The 16387-nt window shown below is 61.0% G+C and carries 8 protein-coding genes and 1 pseudogene; 5 read left to right on the forward strand and 4 right to left on the reverse strand.

Annotated features, from left to right (window positions below; translation table 11 throughout):
• Positions 1 to 4: 4 nt before the first annotated feature.
• The gene (mscK, locus tag KSS91_RS02760) at positions 5 to 3373 is read right to left on the reverse strand and encodes a mechanosensitive channel MscK (RefSeq protein WP_217836991.1); all 3369 of its coding nucleotides are present in this window, start codon (positions 3371 to 3373) and stop codon (positions 5 to 7) included.
• A gap of 34 nt (positions 3374 to 3407) precedes the next feature.
• Positions 3408 to 5150: a potassium/proton antiporter gene (locus KSS91_RS02765; RefSeq protein ID WP_126048831.1), complete on the reverse strand. Its 1743-nt coding sequence runs from the start codon at positions 5148 to 5150 to the stop codon at positions 3408 to 3410.
• A gap of 383 nt (positions 5151 to 5533) precedes the next feature.
• On the opposite strand from KSS91_RS02765, the gene KSS91_RS02770 reads away from it, so the two are divergent.
• The 4 genes and pseudogenes from KSS91_RS02770 (at position 5534) to KSS91_RS28680 (ending at position 8101) form a co-directional block, all read left to right on the forward strand.
• Entirely contained in the window at positions 5534 to 5764 is a 231-nt protein-coding gene (locus KSS91_RS02770) for a hypothetical protein (protein WP_007971835.1), read from the forward strand.
• Positions 5761 to 6063: a cell division protein ZapA gene (locus KSS91_RS02775; RefSeq protein WP_007981180.1), complete on the forward strand. Its 303-nt coding sequence runs from the start codon at positions 5761 to 5763 to the stop codon at positions 6061 to 6063. The genes KSS91_RS02770 and KSS91_RS02775 overlap by 4 nt, the downstream gene beginning before the upstream one ends.
• 145 nt (positions 6064 to 6208) lie before the next feature.
• Positions 6209 to 7237 (forward strand): annotated as a pseudogene (locus KSS91_RS28675) (HAMP domain-containing protein); the annotation flags it as partial.
• 132 nt (positions 7238 to 7369) lie between these two features.
• Entirely contained in the window at positions 7370 to 8101 is a 732-nt protein-coding gene (locus KSS91_RS28680; RefSeq protein ID WP_371319509.1) for a methyl-accepting chemotaxis protein, read from the forward strand.
• 117 nt (positions 8102 to 8218) lie between these two features.
• Here KSS91_RS28680 and KSS91_RS02785 read toward each other — a convergent pair whose 3' ends face one another.
• Together KSS91_RS02785 and putA are read right to left on the reverse strand one after the other, a co-directional pair.
• Positions 8219 to 10021 (reverse strand): acyl-CoA dehydrogenase, encoded by a 1803-nt coding sequence (locus KSS91_RS02785; protein ID WP_217836993.1) that lies wholly within the window; start codon positions 10019 to 10021, stop codon positions 8219 to 8221.
• Positions 10022 to 10276: 255 nt separating this feature from the next.
• Positions 10277 to 14227 (reverse strand): trifunctional transcriptional regulator/proline dehydrogenase/L-glutamate gamma-semialdehyde dehydrogenase, encoded by a 3951-nt coding sequence (gene putA, locus KSS91_RS02790; protein ID WP_217836994.1) that lies wholly within the window; start codon positions 14225 to 14227, stop codon positions 10277 to 10279.
• A 461-nt stretch (positions 14228 to 14688) separates the two neighbouring features.
• Here putA and putP point away from each other — a divergent pair, with 461 nt between their 5' ends.
• Positions 14689 to 16173, forward strand: coding sequence for a sodium/proline symporter PutP (putP, locus tag KSS91_RS02795; protein WP_015093176.1), 1485 nt, complete (start codon positions 14689 to 14691; stop codon positions 16171 to 16173).
• The last annotated feature ends 214 nt before the right edge of the window (positions 16174 to 16387 follow it).

Genomic DNA, 16387 nt, shown 5'->3' on the forward strand with positions numbered 1-16387 from the left:
CCGGTTAGTCGAGTTTGGCGGCGGGCGGTTCTTGCGTCGGCCTGCCGTCGACGATCGGCACGATGGTTTTCGCTTCAGGCTCGATTGGCACCATCTTGTATTCCTGGCCGTGCAGGTTCTTGAGGTAAACCTCCATCTGCCGGAACGAGATGTTGATGTGTTGCTTCTTGAACTCGCGGTTGATGAAGCGGTTGACCTCGTCGAGCACCGGGTTGCGGTCGCCGAGGTCGCGCACGTGCATGCGCAACTCGTGGTCGAGGGTGCTTTCGCCGAAATTCAGGAAGTACACATGCGGCTCCGGATCTTTCAGGACGCGCGGGTTTTCCCGGGCAGCCTTGAGCAGCAACTCTTTCACCAGGTCCAGGTCCGAGCCGTAGTCGACGCCGAGCTTGAGGGTCACCCGGGTGATGGTGTCGGTCAGCGACCAGTTGATCAGTTGCCCGGTGATGAACGTCTTGTTCGGGACGATGATGTCCTTGCGGTCGAAGTCGGTGATGGTCGTGGCACGGATGCGGATCTTGCTCACCGTACCCGACAGGTTGCCTATGGTGATGGTGTCACCGATCCGCACCGGACGTTCGAACAGGATCATGATGCCGGAAATGAAGTTGGCGAAGATTTCCTGCATGCCGAAACCGAGGCCGACCGACAGCGCCGCCACCAGCCATTGCAACTTGTCCCAGCTCACGCCCAGGGTCGACAGCGTCGAGACGAAACCGACGCCGGCGATCACGTACGAGAGCAACGTGGTGGTCGCGTAGGCGCTGCCCTGGGCCAGGTTGAGCTTGGACAGCACGAAGACTTCCAGCAGGCCGGGCAAGTTGCGCGCCAGGGCGAAGGTGATGCCGATGATGATCAGCGCACCGAGCATGTCGCCGATGCTGATCGGCACCATGCTCATGTTGGCGCCGGTACCGCTGGTGTATTCGTAGAGGGTGATGTTGTCCAGGTACGAGAACACGGTGATCAGGTCGGCCCAGACCCAATACAGCGCCGCCATGAAGCCGCCGAGCAGTGCCAGGCGGATCAGGCGCAGGGACTGTTCGTTGACCTTCTCGATGTCCATGGTCGGCTCTTCGATCACCGTTTCGCCATCGCCGGCCTCTTTGGCGGCCAGGCGCTTGGTCAGGGCGCGCTGGTAGGCCAGCCGCCGGGCCGCCACGCTGAGGCCGCGCACGAAGGTGGCTTCGATCACCAGCCAGAACATCAGCAGGTACAGGGTATTGATCAAGCGGTCGCTGAGCTTCAGCGCGGTGTAGTAGTAGCCGAAGCACACCGCCACGAACAGCGCGACAGGCAGGGCGGTGAACAGGATCCCCACCAGTTTGCGGAACAGCGAGGCGTTCTCGTGGGTCGGGCTGCTGATGAGCAAGCGGCTGAGCAGCAAGGTCATCAAGGCGTAGCAGGTGAGCACCACCGGCATGCCGAGCACGTCATCGGCCAGCGCCGCCGGTTGCTGTTCGGCAACGGCCACTACGGTCACCAGCGCCATCACCACGATGCCGAGGCGGCGGATCCATCTGCGCAGGAATTCCACCTGGGGCTTTTCCCAGCGGAAATGCAGTTCTGCCACGCCACCCGGCGCGAGGATCCGGTAGGCGGTGTAGAACACCAGCCAGGCCCCGGCCATTTGCAGCAGCGCCGCGCCCATATTGGCGTTCTGCCCACGGGCGTCGATTTGCAGGGCCAGCCCGCACAAGGCGAGGCCCAGGGAAACCGGCATCGCCAGCAGGATGTTGATCAGAATCGCCTGCGGGGTGTGCCACTGGCTATCGCGTTTGAAGTGACCGATGTCCTGGTGAACCTTGTTCAGCCGTGCGTACAGACTCTTGCGTCGCCACAGCAGCGCACCGATCAGTAGCGCCAATGGCAGGAATAGCAGCGGGCGTTGGGTCAAGCCGTCGGTCAGTTCGCTCAGGCTTGAAAGTACCGGCAGTGAATCGAGTTGACGCTGGAGGCGATCCGGTACGCTGTGAATCCACTCCAGGTCCAGCGGCTTGTTGCTTGGAATCCAGAACATCTGTTCATCGAGCGTCGCCCTCAGGCTTTGCGCGGTGCTGAGCAGTTGCTTCTGGTTCAGTTGCAGGGTGATGGATTCATTGAGCACTGCGCTCAGTTCGCGATTGAGCCGCTCCAGCAGGTCGGCGCGGGTGGTGGCCAGTTCCATCAGGCTTTTGCGCAACTGCGGCGTGACTTGCTCGGGAGGCTGGGTCGACAGCAGGTTTTCAACGTAGGTAGTCGGATTGCTCAGCAGTTCCCGTTGCTGGCTGACTTCGAACTGATACAGGCGAATGTCAGCGATCTGGTCGGCCAGGTTGCGGTCGAGCCGCAGGCGCGGCAACGCCTGTTTCTGTTTGTAGAGAATCTTCGAGAGCAGCAGGCTGCCTTTGAGCACGTTGATTTGCTCGTCCAGCGCCGAATCGCTCTGGGTCAGGCTGTCCAGTTGTTGCTTGGTCTGCAGGTTCTGCTGGGTGACTTCGTTGAGGCGGTCGGTGCTTTTGAGCAGATAGTCCGAGAGCTTCAGGTTGGCCGCGCTTTCGGTGGCCAGCAGGCTGCTGCCGCCTGCTTTCTGCGCTTCGATGGATTGCTGGGTGACCGTTTCCTGGGACAGCGCCAGACGCTTCTGGTTGATCAGGGTTTGCAGTTCCTGGATTTCCTTGTCCAGGCGGTCGGATCGCTCCGACAACAGGTCATGCTGGCTGTTGCCGAGGTCTTGCAATTGGGTATTGCCGGCCAGTTCCTGGCGGCGCAGCGGGATCAGGGCGTTCAGTGCCGCCAGTTCGGCATTGAGCTGGTCGCGCTGCTCGGCGCTCAGGGTCTTGCCGGCGTCCTTGCCGTTCTTGAGGATATTGTTGATCTGCTGGATGCGCGTCTGACTGGCGGATATCTCCGCCTGGGCACGCTCGGGGCGGGTCTGGGCAGTGATGATCAGGCTGTTGGCATCGCCCAGGGCTTTCTGCAGGTCGCTTTGCTGGGTGGAGCGCTCAGTGAGCATTTGCTCCAGCTGCTGGATCGACTCTTTGGCGAAGCGCTGCGCCACCGGCACCACAGTGCTGGCCTTGAGGCGAGTCAGTTCGCGCTGGTTCTCGATCGTCTGCTTGGGGGCAGAACTCAACGTTTGCTTGAGATCGATCAGCTTCTGCTCGTAATCACGCTTGTTGTTGAGCTGGTTCAGCGTGCCTTGCAGGACGGATTGCAAAGCCTTCTGATCGGCTTCAGGCAGTTTGCGGTCGGCTATCTTGTCCAGGCTCGCTTGCACAGCTTCGCTGGAGGGCGGTTCGGCCGCTTGTGCCGCTTGTGAAAAACCAAGGGGGCCGACAGAGAGACTCAAGCCCAGAAGGGCAATGGCGAAAAAGGAGCGCAGGTTAGGCATAAAGACCGGTCAAGCAAGTGAGAGTGGAAGCAGTTTAGAGGAAGAGTCCGGGACCCGGGCGACTTCCTTCGGGGAATCTGACGCCCACTTTGCCGATCTTGTTCCCGTCCATGACCGCCACGGTCCAGATGGTGTTGTTCCATTCCACCTGGTCGCCCACCACCGGCGCGCCGCCGACTTTCTGGGCAATGAAGTGGCCCAGGGACATGTCCGGATCGATGCCTTCGACCTTCAGCCCATACAGGGCTGCAACCGCGGCCAGCTGGGCGTCTCCTTCGAGTACGAAGTCGCCGAAGAAGCGCAGATCGAGGCCCCGTTGGGGTGCCTGGCTGAAGAGTTTTCCGAGGGCCGGCAGGTTGTGTTCATGGCCGATAACACACAGCAAATCATCGACTTCCAGCACCGTACTACCCGACGGATGGAGCAATTGTTGACCACGAAACAGGGCAGCGATACGGGTGCCTTCGGGCATTTTCAGCTCACGCAGGGGCGAACCGATGCACCATTTTTCCGCGCCGAGGCGATAAATGAATAGCTCCCACTCGCTGGTAACGTGCACTTCCAGGGCCGAGCGCGAGATGGGGGCAGGCTCCGGAGGCACCGTCACCTTGAGCAGCTTGGCGACCCACGGCAGGCTCGTGCCCTGAACCAGCAGCGACACCAACACGATAAAGAAGGCGAGGTTGAAGTACAGCTGGGCGTTGGGCAGGCCGGCCATCAGCGGGAACACCGCCAGAATGATCGGGACCGCGCCGCGCAGGCCGACCCAGGAAATGAACACTTTCTCACGACCATGGAATGCCTTGAACGGCAGCAGGCCGACCACCACCGACAGTGGTCGGGCAAACAGAATCATCCACAGCGCCAGTGCCAGTGCCGGCAAGGCGATTGGCAGCAGGTCGTGAGGTGTCACCAACAGCCCGAGCACCAGGAACATGCCGATCTGCGCCAGCCAGGCCATGCCGTCGAGCATGTGCAAAATGCCGTGGCGGCTGCGCACCGGACGGTTGCCGATCACCAGACCGCACAGGTATACGGCAAGGAAGCCGCTGCCGTGCAGGGCGTTTGTCAGGGCAAACACCAACAGACCACCGGCGATGACCAGGATCGGATAAAGACCGGTGGCCAGGTTGATGCGGTTGACCAGTTGCAGCATGAGCCAGCCACCGCCCAGGCCAATGACGCCACCGATGCCGAACTCGCGGATCAGGTGGGTCAGCAGGCTCCAGTGCAGGCCGGTCTGGCCGCTGGCGAGCATGTCGATCAGGGTGACGGTGAGGAACACCGCCATCGGGTCGTTGCTGCCGGATTCGATTTCAAGGCTGGCGGTTACCCGTTCGTTCAGGCCTTTGCCACCCAACAGCGAGAACACCGCCGCGGCGTCGGTGGAGCCGACAATGGCCCCGATCAGCAGGCCCTGGATCAGGTTCAGGTCGAACAGCCAGGCGGCCGCCATGCCGGTCAGCCCGGTGGTAATCAGCACCCCGACCGTGGCCAATGAGAGCGCCGGCCATAACGCCACGCGGAAACTCGAGACCCGGGTACGCAAGCCACCGTCGAGCAGGATCACCGCCAGTGCGAGGTTGCCGACCAGGTAGGCCGTGGGGTAGTTGTCGAAGATAATGCCGCCGCCATCGACGCCGGCCGCCATGCCGACAGCCAGGATGATCACCAGAATCGGGATGCCGAGGCGCGACGAAAGGGAGCTCACCAGAATGCTCGCACCTACCAGCAACGCGCCGATCAAGAACAGGCTGTTGATGGTCGTCGCATTCAAAGGCAGTACTCCAGAAAGCTGAAAGGCGGGCACAAACTGACCATGCAGTCTGCGTGCCAGCGATTCTAACCTGTTGAAATGTGATGCTGTCAAAAAGCTTTTGCAGATCAAAAGATCGCAGCCTGCGGCAGCTCCTACGTTAGGGAAATGCGCGATCTGCGTGTAGGAGCTGCCGCAGGCTGCGATCTTTGCGGCATCACTCTGTTACAGAGCAAAGGACTCGGCGACGAAGTGCAGGAACCAGATTGGCCTGCCGCAGTCTTTAAAACTCGCGAGGAAGGTCGCCCGTCAGCAAAATCAAGGCTTTGCGCCTGTATAACCCTGGCATCCACGGTGACTTTTCTTTATCGTACGCGCCCTTTGAAAAAGCCCGGAATATCAAAATGTTGGAAGCATCCCTAAGCCAATTGGAACAACTGGTCAGCGACCTGGTGCAACAGAACCAGACGTTGCTCGGCACCAACCAGACCCTGACTGCAGAACTGGCCCAGGCCAAGGATGAAAACGAAAGCCTGCAACTGAGCCTGATGGAGCAGGAAGAGAAACAAGGCGCTACGGCGGCTCGCATCCAGGCCCTGGTTGAGCGCGTCAGCGCAGGTCCTGTCAGCGCATGAGTTACAACGCCGCAGGGGTAAAAGTCGTCTCGATCCTGGGGGAGGACTATTCGATCAAGGCACCGGCCGGGGAAGAACAAACCCTGCTGGACGCCGCGATGATGTTGAAGGCAGCCCTGGCCGAAACCAAGAGGAAGTACCCGACGCTGATCGGTGACCGACTGCTGGTGCTGGCGGCGATGAATCTGTGCTCCCAGCAGATTGAAATGCAGAAACAGCACAAGCTCGAACTCGACCGTTACCAAGAGCAAGTCAGCGCCACGGTTGAAGTGATCTCCAAGACGATCAATCAGGCCTGATCGGCTTTGCGCACAACCAAAGAATAGATTGTCGATTGGTTTGTATACAATCGGCACGGCTGTTGCAGAGTTTCAGCCTCTTATTCTTTGGGGGTGCTCCATGCAGTTCTGGCGACGCAGTATTCAATGGCAGTTGATCCTGAGCATGGGCACCGCCCTGCTGGTCAGTATCCTGATCGTGGTTGGCATTTATACCCTCGTGGTCAACCGTCTCGCCCAGAGCTATCTGGTCGAGCAGGCATTGCCGTCGAGCATCGAGGCGATGCGCAACGACATCGAGCGGATCCTCGTCCAGCCCCTCACCGCCGCGAAGGACATCGCCAGCAACAGCATGGTGCGCGACTGGTTGGCCGGAGGGGAAGACAGTGCCCAGACCAACACCTTTGCCACCTATCTGGAAGGCATCCGCGCTGAGCACAAGGCGTTTACTGCGCTGATTGTCGGGACCGCCTCCAACCACTATTTCACCGAGAAAGGCCTGGATCGAACCCTCAGCCGATCCAACCCCAAGGACGCCTGGTTCTACTCCTTCCTCGACAGTAACCAGCCACGCACGCTCAATATCGACAACGACACGGCCACCGGAGAATTGGCGCTGTTCATCGACCTCAAGGTCGAGCAGGCCGGCAAAGTCGTGGGCGTTGCCGGGCTTGGCCTGAGCATGAAAGAGCTGTCGGAGCTGATTCACAATTTCAGCTTCGGTGAGCGCGGCAAGGTCTATCTCGTGCGTTCCGACGGTTTGATCCAGGTGCATCCCGAGGCGCAGTTCAGCGGTAAACGCACCTTGGCCGAGCAGATTGGTGCTACAGCGGCGCAAGCGGTGATGAGTCAAAAAGCCGCCACCAGCAGTGGCTTCCAGCGCGACGACGAAGACTTCCTCGCCTTGAGCTTGCCGCTGCGTGATCTCGGCTGGACCCTGGTGGCCGAAGTGCCGCAATCGCAGATCTACGCCGAAGCCCGCCGTGCCATGTGGATGAGCAGCGGCATCGGCCTGGCGGTGGCGCTGGTGTGCCTGTTGCTGGTGGTGTTGCTGGCCCGAGGGCTGGTGCGACCGATTCGTCAGGTAACAGCGGCGCTGGTTGCCATCGGTAGCGGTGGTGGAGATTTGACCCACAGGTTAGATTCCAGTCGCGCCGATGAGCTGGGCGATCTGGCTCGTGGCTTCAATCGATTCCTGGATAGCCAGCGCGACATGATCGGCGAAGTGCTGACAACCAGCGAGCACCTGCGCACCGCTGTCGGCCAAGTGGCGCGGGTGGTGGACAACACCGCCGAACGCTCTGGTCGTCAGCAGGAAATGACCGACATGGTCGCCACCGCTGTTCACGAAATGGGCCTGACGGTGCAGGACATCGCGCAGAATGCCGGCAACGCGGCGTTCGCGTCACAAACCGCCCGTGACGAAGCGATGCAGGCGCGGGAGGTGGTGGGTGGTTCTATCCGCCATATTGAAAGCATGTCCCGGGAAATCGGCGTCGCGGCCACGGCGGTGGCCGAGCTGGCTCATCAAGTGGCGTCCATCGATCAGGTGCTGGCGGTGATTCGCGGAATTTCCGAGCAGACCAACCTGCTGGCGCTCAACGCCGCTATCGAAGCGGCGCGCGCGGGCGACATGGGCCGTGGGTTCGCCGTGGTGGCCGATGAAGTGCGCACCCTGGCGCGGCGTACGCAATCGTCCACCGATGAAATCCAGCAGATGATCGGCAGCCTCAAGCAAGGCGCGGAGAACGCAGTGTCGTCGATGCACTCCGGGCAAGCCGCGACGGGCACGGGTGTCGAGTCGAGCCAGCGTACCGGCACCTCGTTGACGGCGATTACCGGGCAAGTGGAGCGCATCAGCGATATGAACCATCAGGTGGCGACGGCGACGGAAGAGCAGTCGGCAGTCACCGAGGAAATCAATCGCAATGTGCAGGGCATTTCCGATCTGGCGCGGGCGACGGCGGGGGAGGTCAGGGCTTGTCGTGAGGACTGCCAGACGTTGCAGCGGTTGGCTGATGATCTGGCGCGGCAGATGGGGGGGTTCAAGCTTGGGTGATGTGGCGTCTGCGCGGACGTCTTCGCGAGCAAGCCCGCTCCCACATTTGAAATACATTCACCTGTGGGAGCGGGCTTGCTCGCGAATGGATCTAAGCAGCACTACAAGTATTTGGAGCTAGAACCACTCATCCTGCATGCCCAGGCACACATCATCCCGCGCCTCTAGAATCGCCAGTTCATGGTGGCACCCCGGCACTTCCCACGTCAGGAAGTAGCGCGCCGCCTGCAACTTGCCTTTATAGAAGCTCGCATCCGCCGCATTGCCTTTTGCCAGCCCTTCCTCGGCACGAATGGCCTGTTCCAGCCAGCGCCAGCCGATCACCGTGTGCCCGAACACCTTCAGGTACAGCGCCGAGTTCGCCAGGCTGCTGTTGACCTTGCCCTGAGCCAGGTCGGTCAGTAGACCAATGGTCACGGCCTGCAGGCGCGCCACCAGTTTCTCCAGCGGCTCGCGCAGCGGCGTCAGCGACTCGAACGCCTGGGCACGCTCGGCGGTGTCGGCGATCAGGCGGATCAGTTGCTTGAGCCCCGCGCCACCGTTCTGCGCCAGTTTGCGCCCCAGCAGGTCCAGCGACTGAATGCCGTGGGTGCCTTCGTGGATCGGGTTCAGGCGGTTGTCGCGATAGTACTGCTCCACCGGGTATTCACGGGTGTAGCCATGGCCGCCGAGGATCTGGATCGCCAGTTCGTTGGCCTTCAGGCAGAACTCCGACGGCCAGGATTTGACGATCGGCGTCAGCAGGTCCAGCAGTTCATGGGCCTGCTTGCGCTCGGCTTCGGTTGCAAGGGTGGTGGTGTCGTCGAACAGTCGCGCCGCGTACAGGCCGAGGTCGAACGAGCCTTCAACGTAGGCCTTTTGTGTCAGCAGCATGCGTTTGACGTCGGCGTGCTGGATGATCGCTACCGGCGCAGTGTTCGGGTCCTTGCTGTCCGGCACGCGACCTTGCGGACGTTCGCGGGCATATTCCAGCGAGTACAGGTAGCCGGCGTAGCCGAGCATCACCGCGCCCATGCCGACGCCAATCCGCGCCTCGTTCATCATCTGGAACATGTAGCTCAAGCCCTGGTGCGGCTTGCCCACCAGATAGCCGACACACTCGCCGTTATCGCCGAAATTCAGTGCGGTGGACGTGGTGCCACGCCAGCCCATCTTGTGGAACAGCCCGGCCAGCAGCACGTCGTTGCGCTGGCCGAGGCTGCCGTCATCGTTGACCAGGAACTTGGGCACGATGAACAGCGAAATGCCCTTCACCCCGGCGGGCGCGTCCGGCAGCTTGGCCAGGACCATGTGCACGATGTTTTCCGACAGCGGATGATCGCCACCGGAAATGAAGATCTTGTTGCCCTTGAGGCGATAAGTGCCGTCGGACGCAGGCTCGGCGCGGGTACGAATATCCGACAGCGATGAGCCCGCGTGGGGTTCGGTCAGGGCCATGGTGCCGAAGAAACGGCCGTCGATCATCGGTTGCAGGAAGCGGCGTTTCTGCTCATCGGTGCCGAAGCTTTCGATCAGGTTGGCCGCGCCCATGGTCAGGAACGGATAAGAGGTCGACGCGGCGTTGGCCGACTGGAAGTGTGCGAAGCAGGCTTGGGACAGCAGCGTAGGAAGTTGCATGCCGCCGGCGTCGAAGCTGCGCGCGGCGTTGAGGAAGCCGGCTTCGAGGAAAGCATCCACCGCCGGTTTCACTTCCGGAATCAGAATCGCCTGACCGTTCTCATAGCGCGGCTCATTCTCGTCGCCCTTGCGGTTGTGCGGGGCGAAGAACCTCTCGGCGATGCTGCGGGCAGTGCCAATGGCCGCATCGAAGGTTTCGCGATTGTGCTCGGCGAAACGTTCACGCTGGGTCAGGCCCTCGGCATCGAGGACTTCATACAGCTCGAAAGCCAGATTACGGGAACTGAGCAATGTCTCGGACATGGCGGCCTACCTTTTGTTGGGATGGGCCGAGTCTAAGGTTGGGAATAAAGGCTGAACAGGATGATTGATGAGCGTGATGGTAGGCCAGAGCGCCAACTTAACAGGCGCCATAAACAATTGTGGGAGCGGGCTTGCTCGCGAAGAGGTCGTCACATTCAACATTTAAGTTGACTGATAGTCCGCTTTCGCGAGCAAGCCCGCTCCCAAAGGGATTTGATTGCCAGGCAGCTATCGTGGCTGCCTGGCTTATCGGGTTTAGCCGATGGTCATCAAGCTCGCGTTACCACCCGCCGCCGCCGTGTTGACGCTCAACGCACGCTCGATCACCAAACGCTCCAGCGCAATGTTGGTCTCGCCCTGCGACAGGCCCTGAACCCCGACAATCGCACCAGCACGCTTGGCAACCTGCTGGCAAACCGCACGCAACTGGTCGGAATGGCCGTGATGAACAACCGCGTCAAACACCACTTCGTCCTTGTTCCAGTCGGAAACCAGCTTGATGCGCGTCTGAATATCCTTCGGCAGACGTGCGAACAGCGCCTTGCTCAGTTCACCTTCCGGCCACACCGCCGAACCGCCGACAGCCAGTACCGCCGCCAGTTGAGTCAGCAGGTCGCCTTCGACTTCCGCCAGGCACAGCACGTGTTTCCGTGGCAGGATCGCGTAGCTGTTGCGCTCGCCGGTCGGGCCGGCCAGTACGCGGGTGATGCCGCTTTGCGATTGCGCGGCGAACTGCACGCACAGGGTGCTCAGGTCGGCAAACTTGTGGCTGTCGGCCCAGGCTTTCAGGGCGGTCAGCGGCTTGCTCATGGCGTCGCGCAGTCGAACGTCCGGTGCTGCGGCGGCATCGCCACGAGCGAAGGATTGTTCGATCGCATCCGCAGGGCGGGTCGACAGCAGGCGGTACAGGTACAGCGGGCCACCGGCTTTCGGGCCGGTACCCGACAGGCCTTCGCCGCCGAACGGCTGCACGCCGACCACGGCACCGACGATGTTGCGGTTGACGTAGACGTTACCGGCATTGACGTTGTCGATCACCTTGGCGATGGTCTCGTCGATGCGGGTGTGCACGCCCAGGGTCAGGCCGTAGCCGGAAGCGTTGATCTGACCGATCAGTTGATCGATGTCCTTGCGCTTGTAGCGAACCACGTGCAGCACCGGACCGAAAATCTCCCGCTGCAACTCGTCGAAGCTTTCCAGTTCGATCAGGGTCGGCATCACGAAGGTGCCGCGTTTGACTTCTTCAGCATCGGCGATGGCCACCTGGTACACGCTGCGACCTTTGTCGCGCATGGCCTGGATGTGCTTCTCGATGCCGGCCTTGGCTTCGGCGTCGATGACCGGGCCGATGTCCACGGACAGACGCTCAGGGTTGCCAAGACGGCTTTCAGCCATCGCGCCCTTGAGCATTTCGATGACGCGGTCGGCGGAATCTTCCTGCAGGCACAGGACGCGCAGGGCCGAGCAACGCTGGCCGGCGCTGTCGAAGGCCGACGAAACCACGTCGATCACCACTTGTTCGGTCAGTGCCGAAGAGTCGACGATCATCGCGTTCTGGCCACCGGTTTCGGCGATCAGCGGGATCGGACGGCCCTGGCTGTCCAGGCGGCCAGCGATGTTGCGTTGCAGCAAGCGTGCGACTTCGGTGGAACCGGTGAACATCACGCCTTTGACGCGATCGTCGCCGACCAGGCCGGCACCCACGGTTTCACCGCGACCCGGCAGCAGTTGCAGCACACCCTCGGGAATGCCGGCTTCGAGCAGCAGGCGCACGGCTTGAGCGGCGACCAGCGGAGTCTGTTCCGCAGGCTTGGCCAATACCGGGTTGCCGGCGGCGAGGGCAGCAGCCACTTGACCACTGAAGATTGCCAGCGGGAAGTTCCACGGGCTGATGCACACCACTGGACCCAGCGGGCGGTGAGCGTCGTTGGTGAAATCGTTGCGTGCCTGCACCGCGTAATAACGCAGGAAGTCCACGGCCTCGCGGACTTCAGCGATGGCGTTGGCGAAGGTCTTGCCGGCTTCGCGAGCCAGCAGGCCCATCAGCGGCTGGATCTCGGCTTCCATCAGGTCGGCGGCACGTTCCAGGATCGCGGCGCGTTCGGCGGGCGGGGTGGCCTGCCAGATCGGTGCAGCGTTGAGGGCGCACTGGATCGCGTTGTCGACGTCTTCGACGGTGGCTTCCTGCACATGGCCGACCACGTCACGCAGATCAGACGGGTTCAGCACGGGAGCCGGGGCTTCGTTGCTGGATGCGCAGCCGAGTATCGGTGCGGCTTTCCAGTGGTTGTGTGCGGTAGCAAGAAGCGCGCAGGACAGGGACGCCAGGCGATGTTCGTTGGCCATGTCGATACCGCTGGAGTTGGCGCGTTCGGAGCCATACAGGTCACGCGGCAACGGAATGCGCGGGTGCGGCAGGCCGAAACCACCTTCCACGGTCGCCATCTGTTCGATGCTCGCCACCGGATCGGCCACCAGTTCCTGGATCGAAATCGACTGGTCGGCGATACGGTTGACGAACGAGGTGTTCGCGCCGTTTTCCAGCAGGCGACGCACCAGATAAGCCAGCAGGGTTTCGTGGGTACCGACCGGTGCGTACACGCGGCACGGACGGTTCAGCTTGCCTTCGGAGACTTTACCTACAACCTGTTCGTACAGCGGTTCACCCATGCCATGCAGGCACTGGAACTCGTACTGGCCCGGGTAATAGTTCTGACCGGCGATGTGATAAATGGCCGACAGGGTGTGGGCGTTGTGCGTGGCGAACTGCGGGTAGATGACTTCAGGCACCGACAGCAGCTTGCGTGCGCAAGCGATGTAGGACACGTCGGTGTACACCTTGCGGGTATAGACCGGGTAGCCTTCCAGGCCTTCGACCTGGGCGCGCTTGATTTCGCTGTCCCAGTACGCGCCTTTTACCAGGCGGATCATCAGGCGATGACGGCTGCGACGAGCCAGGTCGATCACGTAGTCGATTACATACGGGCAACGCTTCTGATAAGCCTGGATCACGAAACCGATGCCGTTCCAGCCGGTCAGTTGCGGCTCGAAGCACAGGCGTTCGAGCAGATCCAGCGACAGCTCGAGGCGATCGGCTTCTTCGGCGTCGATGTTCAGGCCGATGTCGTACTGCTTGGCCAGCAGGGTCAGCGACAGCAGGCGCGGGTACAGCTCATCCATCACGCGCTCGTACTGGGCGCGGCTGTAGCGAGGGTGCAGGGCCGACAGCTTGATGGAAATGCCCGGGCCTTCATAAATCCCGCGACCGTGGGACGCTTTGCCGATCGAGTGGATGGCTTGTTCGTACGAGGCCAGGTACTTCTGTGCGTCGTGCTCAGTGAGTGCAGCTTCACCCAGCATGTCGTAGGAATAACGGAAGCCCTTGGCTTCGAACTTGCTGGCGTTGGCCAGGGCTTCGGCGATGGTTTCGCCGGTCACGAACTGCTCGCCCATCAGGCGCATGGCCATGTCGACGCCCTTGCGGATCATCGGTTCGCCGCTCTTGCCGATGATGCGGCTCAGGGACGAAGTCAGGCCGGCCTCGTTGTGCGTGGATACAAGCTTGCCGGTCAGCAGCAGGCCCCAGGTGGCAGCGTTGACGAACAGCGAAGGGCTGTTGCCCAGGTGCGGCTGCCAGTTGCCGGTGCTGATCTTGTCGCGGATCAGGGCGTCACGGGTGCCTTTGTCCGGGATACGCAGCAGCGCTTCGGCCAGGCACATCAGCGCCACGCCTTCCTGGGACGACAGGGAAAATTCCTGCAGCAGGCCCTGAACGATGCCGGCACGGCCGCCAGCGCTCTTCTGATTGCGCAGTTTTTCAGCAATCGAGGCAGCGAGTTTGTTGGTGGCGTCGCACATCGGTGCCGGCAGGCGAGCCTGCTCGATCAGCATCGGCACGACTTCCGGCTCAGGGCGGCGGTAGGCGGCGGTGATCGAGGCGCGCAGAACCGACTGCGGCAGGATGCTTTCGGCGAATTCGAGGAAGCACTGGTGGGCGTGATCCAGAGGCGCGTCGACGCTGTCGTCGGAATCCTTGGTCAAACCGCTCAGCTCGGTCAGGGTTGCACCACCCTCGAGTTTTTCCAGGTAATTGAAGATTGCCTGCTTGATCAACCAGTGCGGCGTGCGATCAATCGAGGTCGCGGCGGCCTTGAGGCGTTCGCGGGTCGGGTCGTCAAGTTTGACCCCAAGGGTGGTGGTAGCCATGTTTTTATCCTCATGTTTGCCACGACTGCGTGGCATCAGCTGGCGCCAAGATTAGCTGTGCGATTGTTGAGGTGCAACCGGGTGCAACCCTTTTTTTGTCGGAATATTACGCGGCTCGTCAGGAAATAAATTCTGGTACGCCTGTACCGCGCTTGCTTGGTGCTTTTTCTTCTAGCAAAGCGGCTGGACTGCGCTAAAAGGGAGCAAAAACCGTAGGATTTGTCGCAAATTGAAAAGGGTGCAACTTAATCTCAAGAAACAGGTTGCACCATATTTACTTTGTTGAATAGCATTCGCGCCAAAGGTGCAACCCGGACAGAAACCGGGTGCTCCGGCTGATGGCTTTCCTGGGGAAACATCAGTCATAAATGCGCGGGAATCCGAATCGTCTGTCAAACGTATGCGTTTGCGAGCGGTTCACCAGCCGCCGCTACATAAAAACAAAGCCAGGGCGTAACTTAATGAGCGTAAGCAATCCAACCCTGATCACGTTCGTGATCTACATCGCAGCAATGGTGCTGATCGGCCTGATGGCCTATCGCTCCACCAACAACCTTTCCGACTACATCCTGGGCGGTCGCAGCCTGGGCAGCGTCGTGACTGCACTGTCCGCCGGTGCCTCCGACATGAGCGGCTGGTTGTTGATGGGCTTGCCTGGCGCGATCTACATGTCCGGTCTTTCCGAAAGCTGGATCGCCATCGGCCTGATCGTCGGCGCCTACCTGAACTGGCTGTTCGTCGCCGGCCGTCTGCGTGTGCAAACCGAGCACAACGGTGATGCACTGACCCTGCCGGACTACTTCGCCAGCCGTTTCGAAGACAAGAGCGGCCTGCTGCGGATCATCTCCGCGGTCGTGATCCTGGTGTTCTTCACCATCTACTGCGCTTCCGGCATCGTGGCCGGTGCCCGTCTGTTCGAAAGCACCTTCGGCATGTCCTACGAGACGGCGCTGTGGGCCGGTGCTGCGGCGACGATTGCCTACACCTTTATCGGCGGATTCCTGGCTGTAAGCTGGACCGATACCGTACAAGCCACCCTGATGATCTTCGCGTTGATCCTGACGCCAATCATCGTGCTGCTGGCAACCGGTGGTGTCGACACCACCTTCCTGGCCATCGAAGCGCAAGATCCAAGCAACTTCGACATGCTCAAGGGCACCACTTTCATCGGCATCATCTCGCTGATGGGCTGGGGTCTGGGCTACTTCGGTCAGCCGCACATCCTCGCGCGTTTCATGGCGGCTGATTCGGTGAAATCGATTGCCAACGCCCGTCGCATCTCCATGACCTGGATGATCCTGTGCCTGGGCGGCACCGTGGCTGTGGGCTTCTTCGGTATCGCCTACTTCTCGGCACACCCGGACGTGGCTGGCGCAGTCACCGAGAACCACGAGCGTGTGTTCATCGAGCTGGCCAAGATCCTGTTCAACCCATGGATCGCGGGTATCCTGCTGTCGGCCATTCTGGCGGCGGTGATGAGCACCCTGAGCTGCCAGTTGCTGGTGTGCTCGAGCGCCCTGACCGAAGACTTCTACAAGACCTTCCTGCGTAAATCCGCTTCGCAGCTGGAACTGGTCTGGGTCGGTCGTGCCATGGTGTTGTTGGTTGCCCTGGTGGCGATCGCCCTGGCGTCCAACCCGGAAAACCGTGTATTGGGCCTGGTGAGCTACGCCTGGGCCGGCTTCGGTGCCGCATTCGGTCCGGTCGTACTGATTTCCGTGATCTGGAAAGACATGACCCGCAACGGCGCACTGGCCGGTATCCTGGTCGGCGCGATCACCGTGATCGTCTGGAAGCACTTCGAACTGCTGGGCCTGTACGAAATCATCCCGGGCTTCATCTTCGCCAGCCTGGCGATCTACTTCGTCAGCAAGATGGGCACGCCGACTGCCGGCATGTTCCAGCGCTTTGAGGCTGCAGAGCGTGATTATCGTCTGAACAAGTGATGAGTGATGGGGGGAGTGCTTCCCATCCCTGATAAAAGAACGGCTCGCAGCTTTATGGTGCGGGCCGTTTTTTTTTGCACGCCTGGTGCGGGTAGCTGGTGTTGGTACCCCAGTATCCGTGGTCCTTTTCAGTGTTGGTCGTGAGAAATTTCCTGATTTTCTCGGCCGTCTTGAGTTTCCTCTCTGCCCACGTACTTTGCGTTAGCCCACTCAT

The sequence above is a fragment of the Pseudomonas azerbaijanorientalis genome (assembly GCF_019139795.1).
Lineage (GTDB): Bacteria > Pseudomonadota > Gammaproteobacteria > Pseudomonadales > Pseudomonadaceae > Aquipseudomonas > Aquipseudomonas laurylsulfatiphila.

Coding starts and splice junctions, on each gene's coding strand:
- KSS91_RS02775 (WP_007981180.1), top strand. CDS start 5,761: ATGAGTTACAACGCCGCAGGGGTAAAAGTCGTCTCGATCCTGGGGGAG.
- putA (WP_217836994.1), bottom strand. CDS start 14,227: ATGGCTACCACCACCCTTGGGGTCAAACTTGACGACCCGACCCGCGAA.
- KSS91_RS02770 (WP_007971835.1), top strand. CDS start 5,534: ATGTTGGAAGCATCCCTAAGCCAATTGGAACAACTGGTCAGCGACCTG.
- putP (WP_015093176.1), top strand. CDS start 14,689: ATGAGCGTAAGCAATCCAACCCTGATCACGTTCGTGATCTACATCGCA.
- KSS91_RS02785 (WP_217836993.1), bottom strand. CDS start 10,021: ATGTCCGAGACATTGCTCAGTTCCCGTAATCTGGCTTTCGAGCTGTAT.
- mscK (WP_217836991.1), bottom strand. CDS start 3,373: ATGCCTAACCTGCGCTCCTTTTTCGCCATTGCCCTTCTGGGCTTGAGT.
- KSS91_RS28680 (WP_371319509.1), top strand. CDS start 7,370: ATGGTCGCCACCGCTGTTCACGAAATGGGCCTGACGGTGCAGGACATC.